We start from the raw sequence: 25,212 nt of genomic DNA on the forward strand, positions 1-25,212 counted from the left end.
TGCTACATTCCCCTGCAAAAATACAAATTTAATCGAAAAAAATCATTTACTTTGTGCTCTAAAATAGCCCGATTAAGCGATAAATCGAGCCAAAAAATGCAAAGATAACACGAAAAGCAAGCAATAAACCTACAAAGAAATGGCACAAGAAGACGTTTTCAAAAAATTGGTATCACACTGTAAAGAGTATGGTTTCGTATTCCCCTCGAGCGAAATATACGACGGTCTGGCCGCCGTGTATGACTACGGTCAAATGGGAGTAGAACTGAAAAACAACATAAAGAAATACTGGTGGGACAGCATGGTGCTGTTGCACGAAAACATCGTGGGCATCGACTCCGCCATCTTCATGCACCCCACCATCTGGAAGGCTTCGGGTCACGTCGATGCCTTCAACGACCCTCTGATTGACAACAAGGATTCCAAGAAGCGTTATCGCGCCGACGTCCTCATCGAAGATTGCATCGCCAAGATGGACGAGAAAATCGAGAAAGAGGTCGAGAAGGCTGCCAAACGGTTTGGCGACTCGTTCGACGAGAAGCTCTTCAGAGAGACCAATCCCCGCGTGCTCGAGCACAAAGCCAAACGCGACGAGCTGCACGCCCGCTATGCCAAGGCGATGAACGACGTCGACTTGAACGAACTGCGTCAAATCATCCTCGACTACGATATTGTGTGCCCCATCAGCGGCACGAAAAACTGGACCGAGGTACGCCAGTTCAACCTGATGTTCTCGACCGAGATGGGCTCGACAGCCGACGGTTCGATGAAGGTCTACCTGCGTCCCGAGACGGCTCAGGGTATCTTCGTCAACTTCCTGAACGTACAAAAGACGGGCCGCATGCGCATCCCCTTCGGTATTGCCCAGATAGGCAAAGCTTTCCGTAACGAAATCGTAGCCCGCCAGTTCATCTTCCGCATGCGCGAGTTCGAACAGATGGAGATGCAGTTCTTCGTACGTCCCGGCGAAGAGCTCAAGTGGTTCGAGCAATGGAAACAGACCCGTCTGAAATGGCACAAGGCTCTGGGCCTGGGCGACCAGAAATACCGCTTCCACGACCACGAGAAGCTGGCCCACTATGCCAACGCCGCTACCGACATCGAGTTTGAGATGCCGTTCGGGTTCAAGGAGGTAGAGGGTATCCACTCGCGCACCAACTTCGACCTGAGCAACCACGAGAAGTTCTCGGGCAAGAAGATTCAATATTTCGACCCCGAACTGGGCGAATCGTACACCCCCTACGTCATCGAGACCTCGATTGGCGTAGACCGCATGTTCCTGAGTGTGATGGCCGCCGCCTACTGCGAGGAGCAGCTCGAGGGTGGCGACAGCCGCGTAGTGCTGCGCCTGCCGGCCCCGCTGGCTCCCGTGAAAGCTGCCGTGATGCCGCTGGTCCGCAAGGACGGTCTGCCCGACAAGGCCCGCGAAATCATCAACTCGCTGCGCTTCGACTTCAAGTGCCAGTACGACGAGAAGGACTCGATCGGTAAGCGCTACCGTCGTCAGGATGCCATCGGTACTCCCTTCTGCATCACCGTCGACCACCAGACTCTCGAAGACAACACCGTGACCGTACGTTTCCGCGACACCATGGAGCAACAACGTGTGGCCATCGACCAGCTGCAGAGCCTCATCGGCGAACAGGTGAGCATGAAATCGTTATTGAAAAAAGTAGCAGAATAAACTATAAAATTGTTGAATATGAGAAATTTCATTCGAGCCATTTTTGCCATCGTCATCGTTGCCTCGTTCTCGTCGTGCAGCTACAACAGCATAGTCGAAGCCGACGAAAACATAAACGCGCAATGGGCGAAAGTAGAGAACCAGTATCAACGACGTGCCGACTTGGTGCCCAACCTCGTCAACACCGTCAAGGGATATGCCTCTCACGAAAGCGAAACGCTCGAAGCCGTGATTGCTGCCCGCGCCAAAGCGACGCAAGTCACCGTCGACCCGGCCAACCTCACCGAAGAGAACCTGCAAAAATACCAGGCCGCTCAAGGCGAGTTGTCCAGTGCATTGGGTAAACTGCTGGCCATCACCGAGAACTATCCCGACCTGAAGGCCAACCAGAACTTCCTGGAACTGCAGGCCCAGCTCGAAGGCACCGAAAACCGCATCGCCACCGAGCGGTCGCGCTACACCGATGCCGTGAACGCCTACAACCAGAAGATTCGCAAATTCCCCGCACTCATCACCGCCAAGCTCTTCGGGTTCGACCCCAAGCCGCAGTTCAAGGCCGAAGAGAGTGCAGCCCAGGCACCTGTCGTAGAATTTTAATCAATAGCTCTAAATATTCATTATGAAGAAGTTACCTGTTTTTCTATTACTCGCTCTCCTTATGGGAATTATCTCGTGTAAGGAGACCGAGGACTATTGGACCCAGTATGAAACGTGGCGCAACAACAACGACGCCTGGTTCATCGAACAGCTCGGGGCCAAGGATGAAGCCGGAAACCCCGTCTACACCAAGGTGGTGCCCAGTTGGGACCGCAGCATCTACGTGCTGATGAAATACTACAACGACACGAGCCTCAACCGCGACGCCCAGTCGCCCTACCAGACCAGCACGGTCGACGTCATCTACAAGGGCATGCTCTACAACGGCACTCCCTTCGACTCGTCGTACCAGCAGACCGACAGCATCTACCGCACCCGCGTAAACCAGAACATCAAGGGATGGATTATCGCGCTCGAACAGATGAAGGTGGGCGACAGTTGCCGGGTAATCATCCCCCAGACACTGGGCTACGGTTCGCAATACATGTCGTCGCTGATTCTCCCCTACACCACGCTGGTGTTCGACATGAAGCTGGTGGGTATCCCAGGATTGGAGAAACCGGTCATCGACGAGGAGTAAAGGCGCATCTGATCTCAAACAAATAGTTACCTATTAAAAAAATAGAGAGGCCATTGTAATGGCCTCTCTATTTTTTTTATCTAAATTCAATAATCTACACACCAACAATTTAGAGTCAGGTATTATTGCTCTTTCGAAAGAACCCAAGGAGAACCATTGAACTGCAAAAGCAATGTGTTCCCTTCAAACTTATATGGATAACTTTTCTTCCATTCCCATCCACTGGAACCTGAGCCATCGTAATTCAACCATCCGTCAAAAGAAATCTCATCACTTAAAACAGTATATTTCCCATTGAATCTTTCAGTACCCCATGCATCCCCATGTTTTGACGTAAGACTCACTGTCGCATCTTCTCGAAATACCACAGTACACCAACTCTCTTCATAGTTCTTCATACTCCCTTTCCACGTACCAATAAGTTTAGTCGTAATAGTCGCAATATCTTCAGAAGACGGTTCATCATCACTACGACACGCCGAAAGGCAAACAACAAGACAAAGGCTCAATAGCCCGAAAAACAATTTACTTTTCTTTTTCATAATCATTTTTTTTATGTGCCAAAGAGACTCTCCGAACTTCAAACATTCTTAAAAAAAGAAAGCGTGTCCGAACCACAATCTCTGTAAAAAAGCCTCTAAATGCAAACTTAGCTAAAATTTTTAAAATACCAAATTTTAATAAAAAAAAATCCAATAAAAATTTACACCCAATGCCATGCCTTGCATTAACAAGACATAAAGAACTTTTACCTATGCAGATAAAGAGCATAATCACAATTTTTGTCATATATTTGTAAAACCGATGTAACGAGGAGGAAACAACAACCGCTTTTCTTTGTTCCATTAAACAGATTATCAACACTTACGTCTAATATACTACCATCATGATATACATCGAAAAAGAACTCGACGACCTGAAAAAAGAGGTTCTCGAAATGTGGGACTTGGTAAACTCGCAACTCAACCGTGCCGGCGAAGCCCTGCTCTCCATGGACAAGGAGCTGGCCCACGAGGTCACTTATCGCGAGAAGAGAGTCAATGCCTTCGAGTTGAAAATCGACAGCGACTGTGAAGACATCATCGGCCTCTACAACCCCGTAGCACTCGACCTGCGCTTCACGCTGGCCATGATGAAGACCAGCAACAATCTGGAACGCATTGCCGATTTCTGCGACGGCATTGCCCGCTTCGTCATCGACTACCCCGAGGTGAACATCGAGTCGGAACTCTTCGAAAAGACCGGCATCAAAGAGATGCTCGACATCGTGAAGGCCATGATGACCCAGGCCGAAAACGCCCTCATCGAGGAGAAGTCGTCCGAAGCCATCGCCGTCTTCAACAAAGACAACCGGGTCGACGAGCTCAACCACGCCGCCGTGCCCATCATTGCCGAGTATCTGCAACAGTTCCCCGAGCGGGCCATCGAGTGCCTCAACCTCATCAGCATCATCCGCCGGCTCGAGCGCATAGGCGACCACTGCAACAATATCGCCGAGGAGATTGTATTCTACCTCGATGCCAAGATCTTGAAGCACGCCGGCAAACAGGGCTGATTCAGCCCCTGCACACGCGGGGAGTGGTACAGGCTGTAAAATGTTTTATCATCTTTTACGGTAAAAAATCGACCTATTGTCGAAAGAAAAGGTTATCTTTGTCTATCAGAATGAGCCCGATGCCTCACTCTGATAGACAAAACATATATCGCCCGGGCCGGGCGAAGGGGCTACGGCCCACCAGCTAATAAATCGTAAACGATGAAACATTTTTGCGCCATACTCATATACCTGCTCGGGTTGAGCGTTCTGCCGCTCAGCGCGGCCGAGACACACCCGTACGAAATCCCCGATATGGAGAAAATCGAAGAGGCCGTGCGCGACAGTCGGTCGCCCTACTACTACCCCGACCTGCTGAAAAAATACTTCAGCAACGACACCACCATGACCTTGCAGGAGTTTCGCCACCTCTACCTGGGATATGCCAGCCAGGAGGATTACAACCCCTACCACACCATCGAGGTGCCCAACCACATCGAGCAGATGTATCTGCAAACGGTACACACCGAGTCGGAGTGCGACTCGCTCATCAAGTATGCCCGCAAGATACTGGCCGATGTCCCCTTCGACCTGCGGCAAATCAACTTCCTCGTCTACGGTCTGCGCCAGAACGGCAAGAACCGCGAGGCCGACCTGTGGGAATATAGGCTCAAAGGCATTATCAATGCCATCCTCTCGACCGGCGACGGCAAGGCTCCCGAAACGGCCTGGTTCGTGATAAGCCCTACCGACGAGTACAACATCGTCAACCGGCAGGGATTCACCGCCACCGAATTTATCTTTGTCGAGCCCTACTTCGACTACATCTCCATCGAGAGCAACCCCCTCAAAATCGAGGGCTTCTACTTCAACGTCAAGAAACTGCTCAAGGAGTATAACCGCAAGTTCTACGACCGGTAGGCCCGCGAGTGGTTATCTGGATTCCCAACCGACAAATATCTAACCATTTAATCGATACAAAACCTTATGGAAATTAAACCCGGTAAATTTGTGGTTCTCACCTACGACCTCTATGCAGGCGCAGGCGAACCTGAAGAGACTTTGATGATGCGTGCCACCGACGAAATGCCCGACCAGTTCGTTTACGGTGTGGACCAAAATATCCTCCCGGCCATGCTCAAACGGCTCGACGGCCTGAAAGAGGGCGACAAGTTCGACTTCGTGCTCACCAGCGACGAGGCTTTCGGCGAGCGTAACGAAGAGCATGTAATCGAGCTCGACAAAGAGATTTTCATGGTCGACGGCAAGTTCGACGACCAGACCGTATTCGAGGGCAACACCGTGCCCATGATGACTGCCGAAGGCTACCGCATCAACGGCTCGGTACTGAAGGTCTCGGACGACAAGGTGCTCATGGACTTCAACCACCCGCTGGCCGGCGAAAACCTGCACTACGTAGGTGTAGTGAAACTGGTACGCGACGCCACCGACGAGGAGCTGCACCCCCGCCACAGCTGCGGCTGCGGTTGCGGTCACGACCACGGAGGTTGCGGCGACGGCTGCGGCGATTGCTGCGACGGCTGCCACTAACCGGCACCCGCATCCAACCCTAACACGAGGGGGAGAACCCGCCAACCGGCCGGTCTCCCCCTCGTTGTATCTCTATCGCGCCTCGCTGCCTAATCCACAAACGGGTAAATGAGAGCGACGCCGATTACCGCAAAAAACAGCAGATAGAGCACCGCGGCCCACAGGGTGCGCCTCAGGGTTATCCAGAACTTGTCGGGGAAGAGCGAATAGGCGGCCCAATAGGTAGGAATCAGACTGAGCACCATACTGCCCCACTGATAGGCCTGATAATACGAAGCATCCAACACCCACCCGACCGGTATCAACACCAGCGAAAGCAGAATGTACAGCACCGACAGGTAGCAGCAACCCAGCAGATACTCTACCCAGTTGTACCTCGCCGAGCCGGCCTTGCGGAAGGCTATCTTCACAGCCAACACCATGAACGGCACCGTAGCGATGGTGAGCAGGGTATAATGCTCGACGATCCAGTTGTGCATGGCCGACGTCTCAAGGGTCGAGATGCTCCCGGGCAACCCCTTGATGTGTCCGAAAAAGAGCAGAATCACACACCACACCGCCAGCAGCGGGATGGGAGCCATATATCCCTTGCGACGCCCCTCGAAGTAGTCGCTCAGCAGCCGGTCGGGGTGGACAATCAACATGCGCGTGGTCTTGACAAAAGTATTGTCGACATGGAAAATACCGTGCAACAGGTTATCCCACACACTCTTCCAGGTCAATCGTCCCACCGTGGCCTTCTGCCCGCACTGGTTGCAGTAGTTTCCTTCGAACTCGGTTCCGCAGTTTTTGCAAATCATCGCTCTATCCAGATTAAAATCAGTGCACAAAGATACATCATCCCTCCCTGCCCGCCAACAACCTCAAGCCCGAAGTTTCAAAAATAGTTCGTCGGGCGATGCGGGCGGCGGTTGCGGGCCAGCCCGATGTCGCTCTTGACGGCCGACAGGGCACCCTCGTACTGCAACTGCCGGCGGGCACTCTCGTCGGGCAGCTTGGTGGCAAACCATTGCGCCAGCACATGGTGCACGATGGCCCGCTCGAGCTGGTGGCAAATGGACTCGTCGAGCCCCTGCGCCCGATGCTCGGGCAACACGATGGCAAAGACCACCCGGTTGTCGGTCGAGGCAAACTCGCCCGACAGGTAGGCCGACAGGGAACGCGTCATCGCGTCGCGGGCATCGGAAAGCCAGCGGTCGAGAAACAGCCGGTCGTCCTCGGTCACAACAATCGAGCGACTCCACCCCGGTTGCAACTCGGCAGTGCCGACCAGACTCTTGGCCACATACGAACTCTCGGCTGTCAGCTCACGCAAAATCTCATCTTCGGAAAACGAAAACAGTACCGTCTCCCACACTTTTTTCTCATCTTTCATCTCTCTCATCTCCTTTTTATTATGATGTAAATAATCGATAGAACTACAACGATTGCCCCGACCAACCCCAGAAGCGACAGGCCCGGGGTGCGGGTTTGGCGCGTGTCATGCGCAGACTGCTCGCTCCGCCCCTGCACCTGCCCCTTCGACCGCACGGCCAGCGAGTCGCCCACCGCACTCTCACGACGGGCCGCTACCGAGGCCGTGCGGGTGAGGCGGGTCACCCGCAAGCGAGGGGCAGTTGCGTCGGGACGCACGGTATCGAGCGAACAGTCGAGTTGCGTCCACTCCCACCGGGAGCTCCCCTCCAGTTCGTAGCGAAGCACCGAGTCGACCACGGCCGTCAGCTCACGCTCGACCTCGCCCTCCCACTGCGCCCGCTGCGACGCCGTGCTTTGCCGGACACTCTTGCACCCGGAAGCCTCGGCCAGCAAAATCAGCAGGCACACGCAACGGACCAGGCGCCTCATGAGGCACCTCCCCTCTGCATGCGGTAAATGATAAGCAGGGCCGACCGCTCCGACAGATAGAAACGGGGTGCAGGCTTCTCGGCCAACACCGCGCAAAGCGCTTCGTTGAACGTAGCCCGGGGCCGACGGCGCAGGTAGCTGGCCAGCAGGTTGGCCAAGTCGTTGTACATCGCAATGCGGACAGCCGAGGCACAACGAGGCGACTGCCCGCTGAAGATGCGCTTCACATTGCGGCGAGCCTCTTCGTAACTGATGTAGAATCGGGGGGCTACCGAATAGACCACCCGGCGGATTACCTTCTCGCGAGGGGTATCCAGGGCGGCTTTTCCCAGCGACTTGAGGGCGGCATTGTAGGCCCGGTACAAATCGCGATCTCGTTCTTCCTTGTAATATAATTCCATACTCTCTTATATTGCAGGAAGAGCTACAAACGGGGGTGCTTCACACGCACCCGGCAAAACAGGTAGTGCAAATATAATTCAATTTTGGTATTTTTACAAGAATAATGTGGTTATTTTACCATCATGTTATATTTTTTTATTTTTTCAGATGTTAAAACAGTGTGTATATCGGTAAGAAAATAACTATTTTTGAAATTAAAAATCGAGCGAGAGTTATGAATTTCAGAACCGTCATCGACCCGCCGCGACACCTCGGCTATCTGGACCACAGGCAACACCTGTTGCTGCTGGGTTCGTGCTTTGTCGAGAATATGGGTGCGTGGTTGCAACAGCGCAAATTCGATGTCGACATCAACCCGTTCGGCACACTGTACAATCCCGAGTCTATTGTCCGCAACTGGGAGCGCATGGTCTCGGGCGCACCCTTCACAGCCGACGACCTGTTCCTCTCCGGCGGGTTGTGGCACAGCTACGACCACCACTCCCGCTTCTCGAGCCCCGACCGCGACAGCGCACTGGCACACATCAACCGCCGCCTGGCTGCGGCACACGACCGTTTGCCGGCAACCGACCGCATCGTCGTTACCTGGGGCAGCGCCTACGTCTACCGGCTCAACGCAACCGGCCAGGTAGTGGCCAACTGCCACAAGCAACCGGCCTCGACCTTCACGCGCGAACTCCTCGCGGTCGACGACATCGTGGCCCGCTGGCTCCCCATCGTGCGCTACATCGAGAGCTCCCTGCCCCAATGCCGCCTGCTCTTCACGGTGAGTCCCATACGCCACCTCCGCGACGGAGCTCACGGCAACCAGTTGAGCAAGGCTACCCTGCTGCTGGCCATCGACCGGCTGCAACGCGAGAGCCGCATTTGCGACTACTTCCCCTCCTACGAAATCCTCATGGACGACCTGCGCGACTACCGCTTCTACGACACCGACATGACGCACCCCTCGGCCTCGGCCATCGCCTACATCAGCGAGGTGCTCACCGAGTCGTACCTCACCCCCGAGAGCCGCGAGATAGCCACACAATGGTACAAGATATACACCGCTCTGGCCCACCGCCCCCTCACCGGCGACACCGAGGGCTACCGCACGTTCCTGCAAAAGACGCTCGACCGGGTCATACGCTTCCATCAAGCCTATCCCTACATCGACGTCTCCCATGAAATCGAAGAATTAAAAACAAGAATCAAACAGATATGAACTACACGACTACCGAAATAGCCACAATCGTCAAAGCCCAGAAACGGGACTATCGGGATCATATCATCACCGCCCTGCTCACCGACAGCCGGTCGCTCACCTTTCCCGAAGAGACTCTCTTCTTCGCCCTCGTGACCGAACGTAACGACGGCCATCGCTACATCAAGGACCTCTATCGCAAAGGAGTTCGCGACTTTGTAGTCGAACATTCCATTCCCGGCGAAGAGGAGATGGACGATGCCAACTTCATCGTCGTAAAGGACACGCTCGACGCCCTGCAACAACTGGCTGCCGCACACCGCCGCCGCTTCCAGATACCGGTGATAGGCGTCACGGGCAGTAACGGCAAGACCACGGTCAAGGAGTGGCTCTACCAACTGCTCCAGCCCGACTACAATACCGTGCGCTCGCCCCGCAGCTACAACTCGCAAATCGGTGTTCCCCTCTCGGTATGGCAAATCGGTCCCAAGACCGAGATGGCTATCTTCGAGGCCGGTATCTCCCAACCCGACGAAATGGTACACCTCGAGGAGATTATCAAACCCACACTGGGTCTCATCACCAACATCGGCGAGGCTCACCAGGAGGGGTTCCAGACCATACAGCAGAAATGCCTCGAGAAGCTCATCCTGCTGAAAGCCTGCGACTGCATCATCTACGACGGCGACAACGAGCTCATCGGCGAGTGCGTCGAGAAGCTCTGCTTCGGATGCCGCGAAATAGCCTGGTCGCGCAAAGACCGCGACAAACCGCTCTACATCTCGAAGATTACCAAGGGCAGCGACTCGACCCGAATCGAATATACCTACCTGCAATACCATTGCAGCTTCACGATACCGTTTGTCGAGGATGCCTCGATCGAGAATGCCATACACTGCCTGGCCGTGATGCTCTACTTCAACCGGCCGCCCGAAGTCATTGCCGAGCGCATGGCCCGGCTTACCCCGGTGGCCATGCGTATGGAGGTGAAAGAGGGGATAAACAACTGTCTCATCATCAACGACAGCTACAACTCCGACATCAACTCGCTCACCATCGCCCTCGATTTCCAGAACCGCCGCGCCGCCGCCAAGGGCATGCGCCGCACCCTCATCCTCTCCGACATCTACCAGACGGGGCTACCCCCCGCCAGCCTCTACCGCAAGGTGGCCGACATCGTCCTGCACAAGGGCATCGAGCGGCTCATCGGCATCGGCCCTGTCATCTCGGATAACGCCTACCTCTTCAACCTCAAGAAGGAGTTCTACCCCTCGACCGAGAGTTTCCTCGCGCAACTCGACCCGGCCGACTTCCACAACGAGTTGATATTGATCAAGGGGGCCCGTGAGTTCCACTTCGAACTCATCTCCGAAACCCTCGAGCTGAAACAGCACGAGACCATTCTCGAGGTGAACCTCGACGCCATCGTACACAACTACAACCTGTTCAAATCGAAGTTACGCCCCGAGACCAAGGTTATCTGCATGGTCAAAGCCTTCGGCTACGGGGCCGGCTCCTACGAACTGGCCAAGACCCTGCAAGATCGCGGGGCCGACTTCCTGGCCGTGGCCGTGGCCGACGAAGGGGCCGAGCTGCGCAAGGCGGGCATCACCATGCCTATTCTGGTGATGAACCCCGAGATGAGCAGCTTCCGAACCCTCTTCAGCTACTACCTCGAGCCCGAGATTTACAGCTTCGAACTGCTGAAGGCCATCATTGCCGAGGGCGAAAAGCTGGGCCTGGCCGGCTATCCCGTGCACATCAAAATAGACTCGGGCATGCACCGTCTCGGCTTCGAAGAGAAAGACATACCCCGCGTAGTCGAGATTCTCAACGACCAGACCGTAGTGCTGGCCCGCTCGGTATTCTCGCACTTTGCCGGCAGCGACGAACCCCGCTTCGACGAGTTCTCGCACCAGCAGATCGACACCTTCACCCGCTGTGCCGACTACCTGCAACAGCACTCCAAACACAAGATACTGCGCCACATACTCAACACGGCCGGTATCCTGCGGTTCCCCGAGTACCAGATGGACATGGTGCGCCTGGGCATCGGCCTCTACGGCGTGTCGCCCATTGCAGAGCCCTGCGGACTGGAGACCGTGAGCACCCTGAAGACCACCATTCTGCAAATCAAGTCGCTGCCTGCCGGCGAAACCGTGGGCTACGGCCGCAAAGGCGTGCTCTCCCGCGACTCACGCATCGCCGCCATTCCCATCGGCTATGCCGACGGACTGGACCGTCACCTGAGCAACGGCAAAGGGTGCGTGGTGGTGAACGGCAAACGGGCCCCCATCGTGGGCAACATCTGCATGGATGTGTGCATGATCGACGTGACCGACATCGACTGCCAGCCCGGCGACCGAGTAGAGATATTCGGCGAACAGTTGCCCGTCGACGAGATTGCCGAGACCTTGGGAACCATCCCCTACGAGATACTCACCTCGGTATCGACCCGTGTCAAACGCATTTATTACCGGGAATAGACGAGACCGTTCGTCTACTCCCCCGGCCCTCCTTCCCCCGACAGCCCTGCAGCACCCCTGCGGGGCTGTCTTTATATCCGACCCATTCCACCTACGCTGCACAGAGAGCCCCTCCCAGACAAGAGAACCAACCGCCCTGCCTCCCGCACAAAAAAAAGAGAGCCCGCCGTCAGGCGAGCCCTCTCACAACCGGGAGACCCGAACGGGTCTCTCATTTCTTGATTTCAATCTCTTCTTTCAGGTCAATCTCGTTTTTCTCGGCATCGAAGAACTTATATTCGAGATAAGCGAGCGACTGATTGGGTATCACCTTCATCTGGAAGGTATATTTGCAGCGCCATTTCATCTTCAGCGAGAAGACTCCCTGATTGATGTAAGCAGCTACGAAAGGATGCACGTGTAAAGTGAATTTTCTGATTTTCAACTTGTACACCAAATAATGGATTTTCGACTCCAACAAATCGGTAAAGAGCAAGGAGGGAGGAATAGTGCCTTTGCCGTGGCAAGTCGGACAATCTTCGCTGGTAATGATATCGAGGGCCGGACGTACCCGCTGGCGGGTAATCTGCATCAACCCGAACTTGCTCAAGGGCAAGATATTGTGACGGGCACGGTCGTTGGCCATCAGTTCGCGCATGCGATCATACAGTTTCTGACGATTCTCGGCCTCGTCCATATCGATATAATCGATCACGATAATTCCGCCCATATCGCGCAACCGCAGTTGCCGGGCAATTTCTTCGGCAGCGTTCATGTTTACATCGAGGGCATTGCTCTCCTGGTCGGAGGAGGCTTTGGAGCGGTTGCCGCTGTTCACGTCGATTACGTGCAACGCCTCGGTATGCTCGATGATTACATACGCTCCGCTTTTGAAAGATACGGTCTTTCCTAACGAAGATTTAATTTGTTTCGTAATGGCAAAGTTGTCGAAAATCGGTAATTCGCCCTCGTAGAGTTTGACAATATCCTTGCGTTCGGGAGCGATGAGACTCACATAGTTGTGAATCTGCTTGTAGGTCTCCTTGTCATTCACATAGATATTCTCGAACGAAGGGCTGAAAATATCGCGCAGCAGCCCCACGGTACGCCCGGTCTCTTCGTAGACGAGCGAGGGGAGTTGCGCCTTCTGCAACTTCACCAGCATATCTTCCCAACACTTCACCAGAGTCTTGAGCTCGTTGTTCAACTCGGCCACCCGTTTGCCCTCGGCCACCGTGCGCACAATCACCCCGAAGTTGCGGGGCTTGATGCTCTGTATCAACTGGCGCAGGCGCAGCTTCTCCTCGTTCGACTTGATTTTTTGCGATACCGAAACCTTGTCCGAGAAAGGAATCAGCACCAGAAAGCGGCCCGCAAAGGAGATTTCGGCCGTCAATCGCGGGCCCTTCGACGAAATAGGTTCCTTGGCAATCTGTACCAGAACCTCCTGGCCCACCTTCAAGGCATCGTTTATCGTGCCGTCCTTTTCAATATCGGGCAGCAGATTGAACTTGGGGAGCGACAACACCCGCTTGCGGTCGGCAAGCGACTGTTTCAAGAACTTGGCACTCGAGTTGAATTGAGTACCCAAATCGAGATAGTGCAGGAAAGCATCCTTTTCGTAACCTACATCGACAAACGCAGCGTTGAGTCCCGGCATCAGCTTCTTGACCCGACCCAAATAGATGTCGCCCACCGAAAACGATATGTTCCGAGCCTCCTTCTGGAGCTCGACCAACCGTTTGTTCTCGAGCAGTGCAATAGAAATCTCTTTGGGTTGTACATCTACTACAAGTTCGCTGGTCATAATTTGTGATTTATAGATTACTGTTAGTTCGGCGGGGGTACCGGCAGTTTGCAAACCGCCCGGTCTTTCCGCCCAAAAAATTTCAACAAGCCCCTTTCGCACATACGACGAACGGGGCCGATAAAGCAGAAAGAACAAATCCAATGCCTCCTCGAAACGAAACGCATCAAATTTGTTCTTTATGTGCTGTCATTCATTGAGAGCAGACAGACATTATTTCTTCTTATGTCTGTTTTTTCTCAATCTTTTTTTGCGTTTGTGAGTAGCCATCTTGTGGCCTTTTCTTTTCTTTCCACTCGGCATAACGATATGTTTTAAAGATTAGTATTTAATTGTGTTTGTGTCGTGCTTTATTTTACCTCGCCCATGAATGTTTTAGCAGGCTTGAAAGCGGGGATGTTGTGAGCCGGGATGATGATCGTCGTATTTTTGGAAATATTGCGAGCTGTCTTTTGGGCTCTTTTCTTTACGATGAAGCTGCCGAAGCCTCTCAGATATACGTTTTCACCCTTTGCCAAAGAACCTTTTACGGTTTCCATAAATTTTTCAACGGTTTCAAGAACCACAGCTTTTTCGATACCTGTGTTTTTAGAAATTTCGTTTACGATGTCAGCCTTTGTCATTTTTGTATAAATTATAATTATGTACTAATATATTGTTTTTAATTTTTTGGACTGCAAATATATAGCTTTTTGCCCATCTAAAAAAGCAAAAGCCTCTTTTTTTCTCAAATAAACACTTCTTGAGGGAGCCTCTCCGGTTTAGTGGTGCAAATATCGCACTTATTTTTCATTTTCGCTTCATCGTTTACCATTTAATTCTTTCGAATCTGCTGTTTTTCACTCATCAGAGGTTGCGGCAACCGCTGCGAAGCTGCCTTCGGAGAATCAACAGGGAGACAGAAATAGCCAATTTAACTAAATAAAATTAAAAATAAATTCCTACCCTCATATTCCTGCCGCATTCCCATATATATTTTGTATCTTCGACCTGTAATTTTTTAATTCTCACATGGAAATCTTTATCATAGTACTCCTCATTCTTTGTAACGGAGTGCTCTCTATGTCCGAAATCGCCTTGGTTTCGGCCCGAAAAGTCAAACTCGAAAACAGTGCCAAAAAGGGGAGCAAGGCCGCACAGTCGGCCCTGAAACTCTCGCAAGACCCCGACCGATTCCTCTCCACCGTACAAATAGGCATCACCCTCATCGGTATCCTCACCGGTCTCTACTCGGGCGATGCTCTGGCCCAAGACCTGGCCGGCGTATTGGCTCAAAGCCCGGTACTGGCCCCCTATGCGCTGGTTGTCTCCAAAGCGATTATCGTCATAGCCGTTACCTACCTCACCCTCATCATCGGCGAGCTGGTGCCCAAGCGCATCGGTATGGTTGCAGCCGAGCGGGTTGCCAAAATCGTATCGCGACCCATGTCGTGGCTCTCGCTCATTGCCGCTCCTTTCGTATGGGTACTCACCAAGAGTACGGCAGGGGTATGCAAGTTTCTGGGTCTCTCGTCACAGAAGGAGGCTATCACCGAAGACGAAATCAAAGCCATCGTGCGCGAAGGTACCGAGGACGGCAGCGTGCAGGAGGTCGAGCAGGATATTGTCGAACGGGTATTCAACCTGGGCGACCGTAACATCTCGTCGATCATGACCCACCGCAGCGACCTCGTCTGCCTCGACATACAGGACGACAACGCCACCCTCAAGTCGAAAATCATCCACGACCTGCACGCCGTCTACCCCCTCTGTGAGGACAGCCTCGACGACATCATCGGCATCGTGTCGCTGAAGGAACTCTTTGCCAAAATCGACGACCCCACCTTCAACATCAGGGAGGCGGCCGAGACTCCCTACTTCTTGCCCGAGAACATGAGCGTATATACTGCCATGGAACGGCTGCGCAACGAGAACCACCGTTACGGTCTGGTGACCGACGAGTTCGGCAGCATCGAGGGTATCGTCACCATCAGCGACATTCTGGGGGCCCTGGTGGGCTCGGCCTCGGCCGGACCTTCGGCCGACATCGTCACCCGCGAAGACGGCTCGTGCCTTATCGACGGACAGTGCTCGTTCTACGACTTCCTCGACCACTACGACATGACCGACCGCTACCAGGAGTTCAACTACAACACCCTGAGCGGCCTCATCCTCGACCTGCTCCAGCACATCCCCACCGAGGGCGAAAAAATCGAGTGGCTCTGCTTCTCGTTCGAGATTGTCGACATGGACGGGGCACGCATCGACAAGGTACTGGTACACAAACACGAAGAGCCCAAGCCCGAAGAGTAACCGAATCACAATCGCCATACCCACAACCGAGGGGTGAACCGCGGCCTCACACCGGGATTCGCCCCTCGTGTCGTATCCGGGGGGCACCCGACCGACAACACATCCTCGCTACCCCTCCCGACAAACCGGTTTGCGAATGTGCAAAAAAGTCGTACCTTTGCAGCCGAAATTTTTGCAGAACCTGTGAGGCGGACCTGCGTGCGCCTCCCGTGTGCTTGAACACCACGTAAAAAACAAGACCTATGAACCGTACCGTATCTCTGCCCTTTCTCGTGATGGGCATCGTATTTTGTGTGTGCCTCATCTGCTCCAACCTGCTCGAGGTGAAAATGGTTTCGCTCGGAGGCATCACCGCAACCGCCGGACTCATCGTCTTCCCCATCTCCTACATCATCAACGACTGCATCGCCGAGGTGTGGGGTTACCGCAAGGCGCGGCTCATCATCTGGATGGGCTTCCTCATGAATCTGCTGGCGGTCATCTTCATCCAGCTGGCCATCGTCCTACCCGCCGCCCCCTTCTGGGAAGGCCAGGATGCCTTCGTGGCCACCTTCTCGTCCACCCCACGCATCCTGCTGGCCAGCTTCATCGCATTCCTGGCCGGCTCGTTCCTCAACGCCTATGTGATGAGCAGGATGAAAATCTCGAGCGGAGGCAAACACTTCTCGCTGCGGGCCATCGCCTCGACCGTCGTAGGCGAGAGCGCCGACTCGCTGCTCTTCTTCCCCATCGCCTTCGGCGGGGTAGTCCCGGTCAAGGAGTTGGCCGTGCTCATCGTCACCCAGGCCTGCCTCAAGACCGCCTACGAAATCATCATCCTGCCCGTGACCGTACGGGTGGTGCGCCTGGTCAAGCGCATCGACGGCAGCGACGTGTACGACCGTCAGGTATCGTACAACATCTTCAAGATAAAAGATTTACAATAATTCAATCTTATGGAATCGAAAGAACCTCAACTTACTTTGCTGGGGCATAAGACTACCTATCGGCAAGACTATGCCCCCGAGGTGTTGGAAACCTTCACCAACAAACACCCCGAAAACGACTACTGGGTGCGCTTCAACTGCCCCGAGTTTACCAGCCTCTGTCCCATCACCGGACAGCCCGACTTCGCCACCATACAGATCGACTACATTCCCGGCGAGCGTATGGTCGAGAGCAAGAGCCTCAAGCTCTACCTCTTCAGTTTCCGCAACCACGGAGCCTTTCACGAAGATTGCGTCAACATCATCATGAAAGACCTCATCCTCCTCATGGAGCCCAAATACATCGAGGTGACCGGCTTCTTTACCCCCCGCGGCGGTATCAGCATCTACCCCTACTGCAACTACGGGCGCCCCGGCACCGAGTATGAGCAGATGGCTCGCCAACGGTTGCAAAACCACCAGTAACACGAAACCTCCCGCCTGGTCGGGAGTCCCTACCCTCTATACACGTGTAAGCCCTATCGGTTGCCTTTACAGCTCCGACAGGGCCCACACGTTATGAAATTTGACCGGTCGTCCTCCTGCTCTCCAGGACAGCAACTGGTCGTCAAAAAAATACTATCTCACCATCTTCCCCACAGGCCTACCGCCAATACAAACCACATAGACGCCACTCGAAAGGCCCGACAGCGATACGACCGTTTCGGCCTCATCCGTAGCACCGGTGGCCACCATACGGCCCGACAGGTCGAACACGCGATAGAGGTCACCGGCAACGGTTCCCCGTATATACAGTGTTTCGCCCGTCATACTCAGCGAGAGGGCCGAGTCGTTTGCGACATTCTGAACCGCCGAAACCGCTACAAACCGATAGCGGGGCGAAATCATCGACGACAGATTGGCGCCGCCATAGAGGCTGTTCATCGCATACCAGCGGCCCTGATAGTTGGCATAAGCCGTGCAGTCGTCTTGGGTACGGCTCTTCGTCGAAACCAACCCGAGCATATTGTCGGCATCGGGTGTAATCTCGGGGAATTCCAGCACCACGAAGAAACTGCCCGTCACCTCTACGGCCGGGAAGAATGCCGTACAGAACTGGCCCACCGAGTTTTCACTCCCGAAGAGTTCGCCCAGGCGCCCCGAGAACGAAGCGACAGCTTCGCCCGGCAGTCCGTCGGGACCCTCGTCATAGATACTCAAAATCAAACTCTTCTCCTGGTTCGCGGCATCCAGAGCATAGAGGTAGGTATAGATGACCACCTCGTCGACCTCGCCCCGGGCATTGTCGGGGAGGGTAAACTTCTCGGCAATCGTCGTGTAATTCGAGTTCAAGCCCAGCATGAAACCATACTCGCTCACCTGATAGGTCGTCAGCTCGTCCGATTTCCGACGGTTGCACACATAGTCCATCACGGCAGGCGACAGGTGCACGACCCCGGTCTCCAGCGTATCGCTGGCCGTCCCGTTCTCATTGGTGGCTGTCACTACACCCTGTTTCACCCCATCGGTGACATACACGACCGAGGCCGAGGCTGCCTGTACCGACGCGGGAGTGGCATCGGTACCGAACTCCCAGCTGTACGAATCGACGTTCTGCCCGGTAGCCCCGTAGTTCAACGGCTCCGAATCGCCCACATAGACCGTATCGGCCGTAAACGACCAGAGGCCGCCCGTATAGTAGGCCTCGACCGACGGCAACTCCACGAGAGGTTCACTCGATACCGTAAAGTCATCGAAGCCGACCGCATTGCCCTGCGTCCCGGCCGGGGTACAATGGTGTATGGCAAAGTAATACTCGCCCGCCGTCTCGGGGGTAAATACCCCTTCTACCTTGGTCCACTCGGTACATATCTCGGCCTGCTCGCCGGTGCGGTCGACCAGGCGCTGCGTCTGCGCGGCTGCCGAAGCCTCGGAGCCCACCGTAATCTCAAACTGGTCGGCCACACCTTGGTAACCGGGGGCAAAACAATACAAGGCAATATAATACGGCTTGCCCGCCTCCAGACTCAAGGCCGGCGAAAAGGCCCAGGCATCCCGGGCATTCCCGCGACTGTCGGGACCCGAAACCAGATAATACTTGCCCGAGTGTGCCGTAATTCCGCTCAACGCATTTACCTGTATGGTGAACGCCGCGGTAGCACTCGCGTCGGATACGCTCCAGCCCGCGGGCAAAACGGTCGACACATCGGGGGTGTCGAAATTCTCGGTATACGGCAGGGTGGCACCCGCCGTCGAATAACAGATGACTTTCGAATCCAACGGACGCTCCCGGAGCAACGTGTTTATCCGGGGCAACTCATACATCGGTTGCGCCGAAACTCCCAGGCTCAACGCCATGGCGAGCCCTGCAAAACAAAACTTATTCATGCGAAAATCCAATTAAATACGAGAGGGGCATGCCTGTGAGAGCATACCCCTCTCTTGCTTAGTTATCTGAAATTATGGAACAAGTATCTTTCCCGAAATTACCCGGTTGCCGGTAAGCAGTCGGACAATATAGACTCCGGACGAGAGGCTGCTCAAATCGATAATCGACTCGTCGCGATAGGTACCCATCGCAACACCCCGACAGTCGTAGAGCGCCACCTCCGTATAGTCGCCCACGATGTGAAGCCGCTCGCCATCGAAGAAGAACGAGGCTGCATCGTTATTCACATTCTCCACACCCGATACGGTATGAGTGCGCTCCATATCGAAGGCGTAGATGCGCATCAGGGTAGCCGAGAACTCCGGCGGGCAATCGGCCTTCACACCAAAATAGTAGATGCCGTCGTGAGGAATGCAAACCGTACCCGATACCTCGCTGCGTTCGTCTATCACATCGCCCTCAGCCACCAGCGTGGTATAGGAGTCGGGGGTATCTTTGTCGGCCATGTAGATCTTCAGGTTCTGCCCGTGGTTGCTCGAGGGGTCGTCGATCATGATCATGTAATCCATCGTCACCTTCACCGAATCGCCGGCCGACAAGGCCACCGAGGGAGCCACCAGCAGACCCGGCAGCGCATTCGACTCCACGTCGTAGTCGTACCAGATATACATCGACTCCATGAAGGTCTCGTCGCCCTCGGTCTGGGCCGACCACTGCTCGATGTTGGAGGCCGGGCTGTAGTGGTACCACTCATCTTCGTGTGTCAGGAAGTCGGAACTGTACGGGAGGGTCGTCTGGGCCTCAGAGGTCGGCTTCAGTTCAATATCGTCGAGATAGAGGCAACCGTTACCCTTGGGCGAATAGCAGTTGATGACAATATAATAGTTACCGTCGGCAGCTACCGTTACCGGTACCAGCAGCTTGGCATAATACTTGTCTTTCACAATCACGCTGTCGTTGTCGTACAGCAACATGGCCTGCGACATATCGTCGGGGTCGGTCGACAAATAGACTCTGAATCTTTGTACATAAGACAGAGGGCTTTCAGGAGACGAGGGTTGATTCAACATCGTACGATAGAACATCGAGAACTCATACTCGCCGGCCGGTATCTCTATGCACTGCGACCGGGCCCAGGCATCGACATCGGCACTCATCTGATCGGTGCATCCCAGCAATCCCATTCCATCGTAGGCCGAGCCCGAACCCCACTGGGAGTGGGCAATCACCAGAGTGGCCGACGTAGACGAATGCAGGCTCCAGTACTGGTCGGTTGTAGCATCTTCGAAATCCTCTTTATACGGCAGGGTAGCATTGGGCCAGTTTTGCAAAGTAGCACTCGGCAGAGCATCGTTGTAGCTGTCGGTATCGGCCGAACTCTTCGCCGAGCAGGTAAAGACGTAGCTTCCCTTGGCCGAAATATCGGCCTTTTGGGTAAAGGTATAGACGGCCGTATCGCCGGGAGCCAGCGGACCGGCAAACAGCTCCGACACGGCGGTCTCGCTGTTATTTACCGTATACGAGACCTTCACGTTCTCCTGAGGCGAAACACCCGCATTGACAAAGCGCATGGTCACGGCTGCCTCGCTCAAGTTGAACCCGCTCTGGCAGTCGAGCGAAACCGAGGTCATGGCTATATCGTCGGCGGCATCGATACGCACATCGTCGAGAATCACATTGCGGCCCGTACCTTCGTTGTAGAAGGCGAAATAGTAATTGCCGGCCTCGGGTATATCGAAACTGGCATACCCGTAATGATACTGCCCGGCCACATCCAGCGGATAAGAGCACAGGAGCGTAGTCATCTCGTCGGGGTCGTCGCTGCGTCCCATATAGACCTGCAGCGAGCTTTCGCCCGTCGTGTAGACGGTTGCATAGTAGAACGAAATGCGGGCTTTTCCCTGCGGCATCGCAATGGCCGGACTGATGTACCAGTCGTTGTGCGTGATGCCTGCAAAAGAATCGATGTAACCTATACCGCTCCCCTCTTTGGGCAAACCTTTCGTGGCATTCAATACGGGTTCCCAGTAAACCCCGTCCTGGTCGGGATTATACGACGACCAGTAAATCACGTCGGACGAGTCGTCGTTGAATCCCATATCGTGCGGGAAGGGGCGCGCCGTATATACCTCCACGCGGGTAGAGACGGTATCATTCGTCAAGTCACCATCGGCAGCCATGGCCGACCATACTTTCACCACCTTCTCGCCCGGGGTGCTCCAGTCGCACGTAGTTTCAAATACATACTCCTTGCTTTCGTTGGCAGCCAACTGGTCGATCTCGCCCGATACGATTTCACCGTTGTCGACCTGGAAATAGACCGGGATATGGCTTTGTGCCATCTTGCCGCCATTCTTGAACCGGGCCGCAACCGTCACCTGGTTGTTGACCAGCTTGGCCGACAGCTTGGGCGAGGTGATGCGCTCGGCGATAATATCTTCGTAGGGGTCTTTTATCTGGATATTCTTCACGACAACCTGAGCCTCGGTGTTGGCCTGCAAAGCCAGCGAAACCAATCCGGCCTCTTCGATCGAGCAGACAATCGCCGCTTTGGCAAATTCGGTTTCCGATGCCGGCAACTTGTCCGATACACCCACCTCGACATACTCTTTCTTTACGAAATAGCCGGTCTTGACCGACATGGTAAAGTCGAGACTCGACATGTATTCAAATTCGACCCGCACACTCCCGGCCGGCAGCGAGATACAGTTGCTTCTCAACAACGCCGTGTTGCCTTTATACGGTACCGAAACCCAACCTTCGTTATCGGTGCTGTATGCCCAATAGGCCGAGCGCATGGAGGGTGTACTGGAACTCGAGAAATCGGTCGTGGCATTCTCGGTATTCATCTCATACGGGTACTCAATCGACGGTCTCACCTCAATCTCGGTCGAAAGGGTATCGTTCTCGACATTCAAGTCGTTCGAAACACCATCGACCCAAGCCGTTATCACACTCGTCTCATTTTCTACACACAGAGCTTTCAGGGCAAAGAGATACGTTTTATGTTCGCCGGAAAGCAACGGCTCCGTCACTACCTCCGAAACCACGTCGCCATCGCCTACCCGATAGTTCAGCCGATACGAGGTGACCGACAAACCGGTATTGACAACTTCGACTTGGACAGGGTGTTCCGTATCGCAGGATGTGCCCAACCCCTCTACCACGTAGATAGCCATGTCGGCACCCGGATTTCCATCGATGTTCACATCGTCTACATAGGTCAAATTGGAAACAAAAGAGTATCCTCCGTGACCTCTTTCATGGAATGCCACATAGATAGACTTGCCGGCATACTTCGACAGGTCGAACACATAGGCGCCCCACGGCAATAAATTCTGCGGCGAGATGCACATCAGGGTATCGGTAAAATTGACTCTTGCCGTATCGGACTGGGAAACAAGCACCTCAAACGCCCGCTCTTCGGACTCAATACCGGATGCCCAATTGGCACCCAACATGAAGTGCAAATACTCTCCCGCTTTGATTTCGACTTGAGGGGTCACCAGCCACGAGTCGGTCTCCAGTCCTTCGCCGAAACCACCCGACCTGGAATAGGCAGCATAGCCGCCGGTGGTGTATCCCAATACAAACGGATCGATGACATCCGTCGAGCTCCATTGGGGATAGTCGGTCAACGTGCTGGGCTTACTCGTGGTAGTCCAACCCTCAGGTGGAAACACACCTCCGTCGAATGTTTCGTGCAGCCCGGCAAACCCGAGACCTGCATTCAATACGACAAGAACAACAAAGAGGAAAATCTTTTTCATAAAACAACCATTTAAAAAAACAAATTCTTATTGCCTACATCATATATACGGGGATATACAAAACGTAATCATACCGATTCGTTAGCTCTTTACAAATGAAAACAAAATCTCACAGACCGTAAAGTTTTGTTCCCCCAGCCAACTACTGCAATCCGGGACCAAACGTAGAAAACACTACGGCATTAGCCCGTATATAGATATAAACCAATTGTTTAGCAATCCTTTTAAAATAGCATTTTCAAGTAAGAAAAATTATTGTCAGCCCCGAGAGAGGTAAAAATCTATTTTTCACACCCCGAGTAAAATAATAAATTATAAATATTTCGTATCTTTGTCATACACATTCAAAGTGCTACGATCATGAAAGAACCCTATCGAAAACCTCTTCCCCTGAAAATTATCTTATGCGGAGTTCTATTTCTTGTTTTTCCCGTTCAATATGGCATGGCTCGAAATTACTCGACCAACTTGAAACAGTTTCTGAAAGAGGCCCGGCAAATATACGACCCAAGCATCCATAAATCAGTTTCATATACTCCACAAGACCAGTCCGATATAGACTCGACCATGCACCTGTTGCAAACGGCATCGCTCCCCGACTCGACTGCGATAGCCACCCTGTACGACATGGCGGTCAAGCTCAGTGAGAGCCGACTTTACAACCCCACCATCGAATACACCAAACTGGCCCGGCGCTTCCTGCAGGAGAACTTTTCCGACGGGCTCGACAAGGAGAAGGCCATCGTCAATCTGGCTCTTATCCAGGCTTCGGCCTATCAGTCGTTGGGCATGTCGACCCCGGCCATCAACATCTACTTCAACACCCTCGAAGAGACCAAAAAGTATCGCATGGACGATATGACGGCCATCATCTACAACAACCTGGGCAGCACGTTTCAGCATCAAAAAGAGTATGCTCAAGCCGATACCTTTTTCAACAAGGCGATACAACTCAACGAGGCTCATAAAGACAAGCAGAAACTGTTTGTCAACTACAACAACCTGGCTATCACCTACGCCAAACAGCAAAATCACGACAAGGCCCTGGAATACGCCTTCCTGGCCATACACCAGCTCGATGCCGAGAAGGACAAAGACATGATTATGCTCATGCAACAGAGCATTGCCTCGATCTATCTCAATCGCAACGAACCGCTGCTGGCTCTGAAAATCATACAAGAGGTGGAGAAATACCAGCTTCAAAAGGGGCAAAGTCCCTTTCTCATCTATACCTACCGGCTGCTGGCTCAAATATACCTGCAGCTCAACCGCACCGACGCGGCACTGGAGGCCCTGCAAAAGGCGAAACAACAAGCCGACCTCTGCCACAACGACAAGGAACTGGTTCCCCTGCTGAACCTGTTTGCCAAAATCTATGCCGAGAAAAACGAATATGCCAACGCCTACCGCAACCTGGCCCGGGCCGTATCGATCAAAGATTCCCTGTCCGACATCGAGAACCGACACCAGGTTACCGATATTGAAGAGATGTATCTGGCCGGGCAGGAGCGCAACCGGCAAGAGGCAATGGCGGCCGAGCAGGCGCGAGAAAGAAATATTATCGTCTACACGCTGTTGGGAATCATTATCGCCGTGATGGTGGTCGTTCTGCTCCGTTACCGAACCAACTTGGCACACAAACGAGCCGACAAAGAGGCTTCGATACAAAAGACTCACCAACAGTTCAAGAGCGAATTGCAACAGAAAGAGGGCGAAAAGGAGCAGTTGGAAGAGCAGATTGCCATCCAGGACGAACAGTTGATGCAACTGAAAAAAGAGCTGACCTCGCTCTCGATTCAATCGGTACAGAACGAAAACTACATCGAGAAACTAAACGAAGAGATGAAGAGACTCCTACTCGAAATCAATGTCAAGGAGACCGAAAAACGGAAACACATCAAAGAGATTATCTCGAAAATAAACCAATACAACACCCAAAGCAGCTGGGAGGAGTTCCGCTACCGATTTGAAAACGTACAAGACTCGTTCTTCCAAAAGCTGTCGGCTCAATACCCCGACTTGACCACCAACGACCAGCACCTCTGTGCCCTGCTGAGGCTGGGCCTCTCGACCAAGGAGATTGCCGCCATCACCTTCAAGGAGGTGCGCAGCATCGAATCGGGCCGAAACCGGTTGCGCAAAAAGCTGGGACTCTCCGAAAAAGAGGACCTGGTCAAATTCCTGACCCGGTTTTAATCTCGCGGCTAT

The 25,212-nt window shown here is 53.6% G+C and carries 22 protein-coding genes; 12 read left to right on the forward strand and 10 right to left on the reverse strand.

The window, feature by feature from the left end; all coding sequences use genetic code 11:
* Positions 1–139: 139 nt before the first annotated feature.
* From NW211_RS00955 to NW211_RS00965, 3 genes are all read left to right on the forward strand, one after another.
* The gene (locus NW211_RS00955; protein ID WP_087408225.1) at positions 140–1,684 is read left to right on the forward strand and encodes a glycine--tRNA ligase; all 1,545 of its coding nucleotides are present in this window, start codon (positions 140–142) and stop codon (positions 1,682–1,684) included.
* A gap of 18 nt (positions 1,685–1,702) precedes the next feature.
* A complete protein-coding gene (locus NW211_RS00960; RefSeq protein ID WP_087408226.1) occupies positions 1,703–2,281 on the forward strand; it encodes a LemA family protein in 579 nt (192 codons plus the stop codon).
* Positions 2,282–2,342: 61 nt separating this feature from the next.
* The gene (locus tag NW211_RS00965; protein WP_258326611.1) at positions 2,343–2,861 is read left to right on the forward strand and encodes an FKBP-type peptidyl-prolyl cis-trans isomerase; all 519 of its coding nucleotides are present in this window, start codon (positions 2,343–2,345) and stop codon (positions 2,859–2,861) included.
* Between the two features lie 122 nt (positions 2,862–2,983).
* Here the strand turns inward: NW211_RS00965 and NW211_RS00970 are convergent, their stop codons facing one another.
* Positions 2,984–3,403, reverse strand: coding sequence for a hypothetical protein (locus NW211_RS00970; protein ID WP_143241064.1), 420 nt, complete (start codon positions 3,401–3,403; stop codon positions 2,984–2,986).
* Positions 3,387–3,650 (reverse strand): hypothetical protein, encoded by a 264-nt coding sequence (locus NW211_RS00975; RefSeq protein ID WP_258326612.1) that lies wholly within the window; start codon positions 3,648–3,650, stop codon positions 3,387–3,389. The genes NW211_RS00970 and NW211_RS00975 overlap by 17 nt, the downstream gene beginning before the upstream one ends.
* 94 nt (positions 3,651–3,744) lie before the next feature.
* Here NW211_RS00975 and phoU point away from each other — a divergent pair, with 94 nt between their 5' ends.
* The 3 genes from phoU to NW211_RS00990 all read left to right on the forward strand — a co-directional run bounded on the left by phoU (position 3,745) and on the right by NW211_RS00990 (position 5,946).
* Entirely contained in the window at positions 3,745–4,416 is a 672-nt protein-coding gene (gene phoU / locus NW211_RS00980) for a phosphate signaling complex protein PhoU (protein ID WP_162611673.1), read from the forward strand.
* A 201-nt stretch (positions 4,417–4,617) separates the two neighbouring features.
* On the forward strand, positions 4,618–5,316 hold the full coding sequence (locus NW211_RS00985) for a DUF4919 domain-containing protein (protein WP_258326613.1): 699 nt from the start codon (positions 4,618–4,620) through the stop codon (positions 5,314–5,316).
* Between the two features lie 66 nt (positions 5,317–5,382).
* The gene (locus NW211_RS00990; protein ID WP_087408230.1) at positions 5,383–5,946 is read left to right on the forward strand and encodes a peptidylprolyl isomerase; all 564 of its coding nucleotides are present in this window, start codon (positions 5,383–5,385) and stop codon (positions 5,944–5,946) included.
* A gap of 89 nt (positions 5,947–6,035) precedes the next feature.
* Here NW211_RS00990 and NW211_RS00995 read toward each other — a convergent pair whose 3' ends face one another.
* The 4 genes from NW211_RS00995 to NW211_RS01010 all read right to left on the reverse strand — a co-directional run bounded on the left by NW211_RS00995 (position 6,036) and on the right by NW211_RS01010 (position 8,192).
* The gene (locus tag NW211_RS00995; protein ID WP_258326615.1) at positions 6,036–6,746 is read right to left on the reverse strand and encodes a DUF3667 domain-containing protein; all 711 of its coding nucleotides are present in this window, start codon (positions 6,744–6,746) and stop codon (positions 6,036–6,038) included.
* Between the two features lie 77 nt (positions 6,747–6,823).
* Positions 6,824–7,321 carry a hypothetical protein gene (locus tag NW211_RS01000; RefSeq protein WP_258326616.1) on the reverse strand — a complete coding sequence of 166 codons (498 nt, stop codon included), beginning with the start codon at positions 7,319–7,321 and terminating at the stop codon, positions 6,824–6,826.
* A 5-nt stretch (positions 7,322–7,326) separates the two neighbouring features.
* A complete protein-coding gene (locus tag NW211_RS01005) occupies positions 7,327–7,791 on the reverse strand; it encodes a hypothetical protein (RefSeq protein WP_258326617.1) in 465 nt (154 codons plus the stop codon).
* Positions 7,788–8,192 carry a hypothetical protein gene (locus NW211_RS01010; protein WP_143240913.1) on the reverse strand — a complete coding sequence of 135 codons (405 nt, stop codon included), beginning with the start codon at positions 8,190–8,192 and terminating at the stop codon, positions 7,788–7,790. The genes NW211_RS01005 and NW211_RS01010 overlap by 4 nt, the downstream gene beginning before the upstream one ends.
* A 215-nt stretch (positions 8,193–8,407) precedes the next feature.
* On the opposite strand from NW211_RS01010, the gene NW211_RS01015 reads away from it, so the two are divergent.
* Positions 8,408–9,397: a GSCFA domain-containing protein gene (locus tag NW211_RS01015; protein WP_258326618.1), complete on the forward strand. Its 990-nt coding sequence runs from the start codon at positions 8,408–8,410 to the stop codon at positions 9,395–9,397.
* Positions 9,394–11,862: a bifunctional UDP-N-acetylmuramoyl-tripeptide:D-alanyl-D-alanine ligase/alanine racemase gene (locus NW211_RS01020; protein WP_258326619.1), complete on the forward strand. Its 2,469-nt coding sequence runs from the start codon at positions 9,394–9,396 to the stop codon at positions 11,860–11,862. Before NW211_RS01015 ends, NW211_RS01020 begins: the two co-directional genes overlap by 4 nt.
* A gap of 211 nt (positions 11,863–12,073) precedes the next feature.
* Here the strand turns inward: NW211_RS01020 and NW211_RS01025 are convergent, their stop codons facing one another.
* Positions 12,074–13,648, reverse strand: coding sequence for an Rne/Rng family ribonuclease (locus NW211_RS01025; protein ID WP_087408237.1), 1,575 nt, complete (start codon positions 13,646–13,648; stop codon positions 12,074–12,076).
* Positions 13,649–13,998: 350 nt separating this feature from the next.
* Entirely contained in the window at positions 13,999–14,271 is a 273-nt protein-coding gene (locus NW211_RS01030) for an HU family DNA-binding protein (RefSeq protein ID WP_025278206.1), read from the reverse strand.
* Positions 14,272–14,659: 388 nt separating this feature from the next.
* On the opposite strand from NW211_RS01030, the gene NW211_RS01035 reads away from it, so the two are divergent.
* The 3 genes from NW211_RS01035 to queF all read left to right on the forward strand — a co-directional run bounded on the left by NW211_RS01035 (position 14,660) and on the right by queF (position 17,331).
* Entirely contained in the window at positions 14,660–15,940 is a 1,281-nt protein-coding gene (locus NW211_RS01035) for a hemolysin family protein (RefSeq protein ID WP_087408238.1), read from the forward strand.
* Between the two features lie 242 nt (positions 15,941–16,182).
* Entirely contained in the window at positions 16,183–16,866 is a 684-nt protein-coding gene (locus NW211_RS01040) for a queuosine precursor transporter (RefSeq protein ID WP_258326621.1), read from the forward strand.
* Positions 16,867–16,875: 9 nt separating this feature from the next.
* A complete protein-coding gene (gene queF / locus NW211_RS01045) occupies positions 16,876–17,331 on the forward strand; it encodes a preQ(1) synthase (RefSeq protein WP_258326622.1) in 456 nt (151 codons plus the stop codon).
* A 153-nt stretch (positions 17,332–17,484) separates the two neighbouring features.
* Here queF and NW211_RS01050 read toward each other — a convergent pair whose 3' ends face one another.
* Together NW211_RS01050 and NW211_RS01055 are read right to left on the reverse strand one after the other, a co-directional pair.
* Positions 17,485–19,233: a choice-of-anchor J domain-containing protein gene (locus NW211_RS01050; RefSeq protein WP_258326623.1), complete on the reverse strand. Its 1,749-nt coding sequence runs from the start codon at positions 19,231–19,233 to the stop codon at positions 17,485–17,487.
* Positions 19,234–19,305: 72 nt separating this feature from the next.
* On the reverse strand, positions 19,306–23,004 hold the full coding sequence (locus NW211_RS01055) for a T9SS-dependent choice-of-anchor J family protein (RefSeq protein ID WP_258326624.1): 3,699 nt from the start codon (positions 23,002–23,004) through the stop codon (positions 19,306–19,308).
* 444 nt (positions 23,005–23,448) lie between these two features.
* On the opposite strand from NW211_RS01055, the gene NW211_RS01060 reads away from it, so the two are divergent.
* The gene (locus NW211_RS01060; RefSeq protein ID WP_258326625.1) at positions 23,449–25,200 is read left to right on the forward strand and encodes a tetratricopeptide repeat protein; all 1,752 of its coding nucleotides are present in this window, start codon (positions 23,449–23,451) and stop codon (positions 25,198–25,200) included.
* Positions 25,201–25,212 lie beyond the last annotated feature (12 nt).

The organism is Barnesiella sp. ET7, from assembly GCF_024733785.1.
GTDB classification, from domain to species: Bacteria; Bacteroidota; Bacteroidia; order Bacteroidales; family Barnesiellaceae; genus Barnesiella; species Barnesiella merdigallinarum.

Coding starts and splice junctions, on each gene's coding strand:
- NW211_RS00995 (WP_258326615.1), bottom strand. CDS start 6,746: ATGATTTGCAAAAACTGCGGAACCGAGTTCGAAGGAAACTACTGCAAC.
- NW211_RS01005 (WP_258326617.1), bottom strand. CDS start 7,791: ATGAGGCGCCTGGTCCGTTGCGTGTGCCTGCTGATTTTGCTGGCCGAG.
- NW211_RS01050 (WP_258326623.1), bottom strand. CDS start 19,233: ATGAATAAGTTTTGTTTTGCAGGGCTCGCCATGGCGTTGAGCCTGGGA.
- NW211_RS01020 (WP_258326619.1), top strand. CDS start 9,394: ATGAACTACACGACTACCGAAATAGCCACAATCGTCAAAGCCCAGAAA.
- queF (WP_258326622.1), top strand. CDS start 16,876: ATGGAATCGAAAGAACCTCAACTTACTTTGCTGGGGCATAAGACTACC.
- NW211_RS01040 (WP_258326621.1), top strand. CDS start 16,183: ATGAACCGTACCGTATCTCTGCCCTTTCTCGTGATGGGCATCGTATTT.
- NW211_RS01010 (WP_143240913.1), bottom strand. CDS start 8,192: ATGGAATTATATTACAAGGAAGAACGAGATCGCGATTTGTACCGGGCC.
- NW211_RS01035 (WP_087408238.1), top strand. CDS start 14,660: ATGGAAATCTTTATCATAGTACTCCTCATTCTTTGTAACGGAGTGCTC.
- NW211_RS00990 (WP_087408230.1), top strand. CDS start 5,383: ATGGAAATTAAACCCGGTAAATTTGTGGTTCTCACCTACGACCTCTAT.
- NW211_RS00985 (WP_258326613.1), top strand. CDS start 4,618: ATGAAACATTTTTGCGCCATACTCATATACCTGCTCGGGTTGAGCGTT.
- NW211_RS01025 (WP_087408237.1), bottom strand. CDS start 13,648: ATGACCAGCGAACTTGTAGTAGATGTACAACCCAAAGAGATTTCTATT.
- NW211_RS01060 (WP_258326625.1), top strand. CDS start 23,449: ATGGCTCGAAATTACTCGACCAACTTGAAACAGTTTCTGAAAGAGGCC.
- NW211_RS00975 (WP_258326612.1), bottom strand. CDS start 3,650: ATGACAAAAATTGTGATTATGCTCTTTATCTGCATAGGTAAAAGTTCT.
- NW211_RS00965 (WP_258326611.1), top strand. CDS start 2,343: ATGGGAATTATCTCGTGTAAGGAGACCGAGGACTATTGGACCCAGTAT.
- NW211_RS01000 (WP_258326616.1), bottom strand. CDS start 7,321: ATGAAAGATGAGAAAAAAGTGTGGGAGACGGTACTGTTTTCGTTTTCC.
- NW211_RS01015 (WP_258326618.1), top strand. CDS start 8,408: ATGAATTTCAGAACCGTCATCGACCCGCCGCGACACCTCGGCTATCTG.
- NW211_RS00955 (WP_087408225.1), top strand. CDS start 140: ATGGCACAAGAAGACGTTTTCAAAAAATTGGTATCACACTGTAAAGAG.
- NW211_RS01055 (WP_258326624.1), bottom strand. CDS start 23,004: ATGAAAAAGATTTTCCTCTTTGTTGTTCTTGTCGTATTGAATGCAGGT.
- NW211_RS00970 (WP_143241064.1), bottom strand. CDS start 3,403: ATGAAAAAGAAAAGTAAATTGTTTTTCGGGCTATTGAGCCTTTGTCTT.
- NW211_RS00960 (WP_087408226.1), top strand. CDS start 1,703: ATGAGAAATTTCATTCGAGCCATTTTTGCCATCGTCATCGTTGCCTCG.
- NW211_RS01030 (WP_025278206.1), bottom strand. CDS start 14,271: ATGACAAAGGCTGACATCGTAAACGAAATTTCTAAAAACACAGGTATC.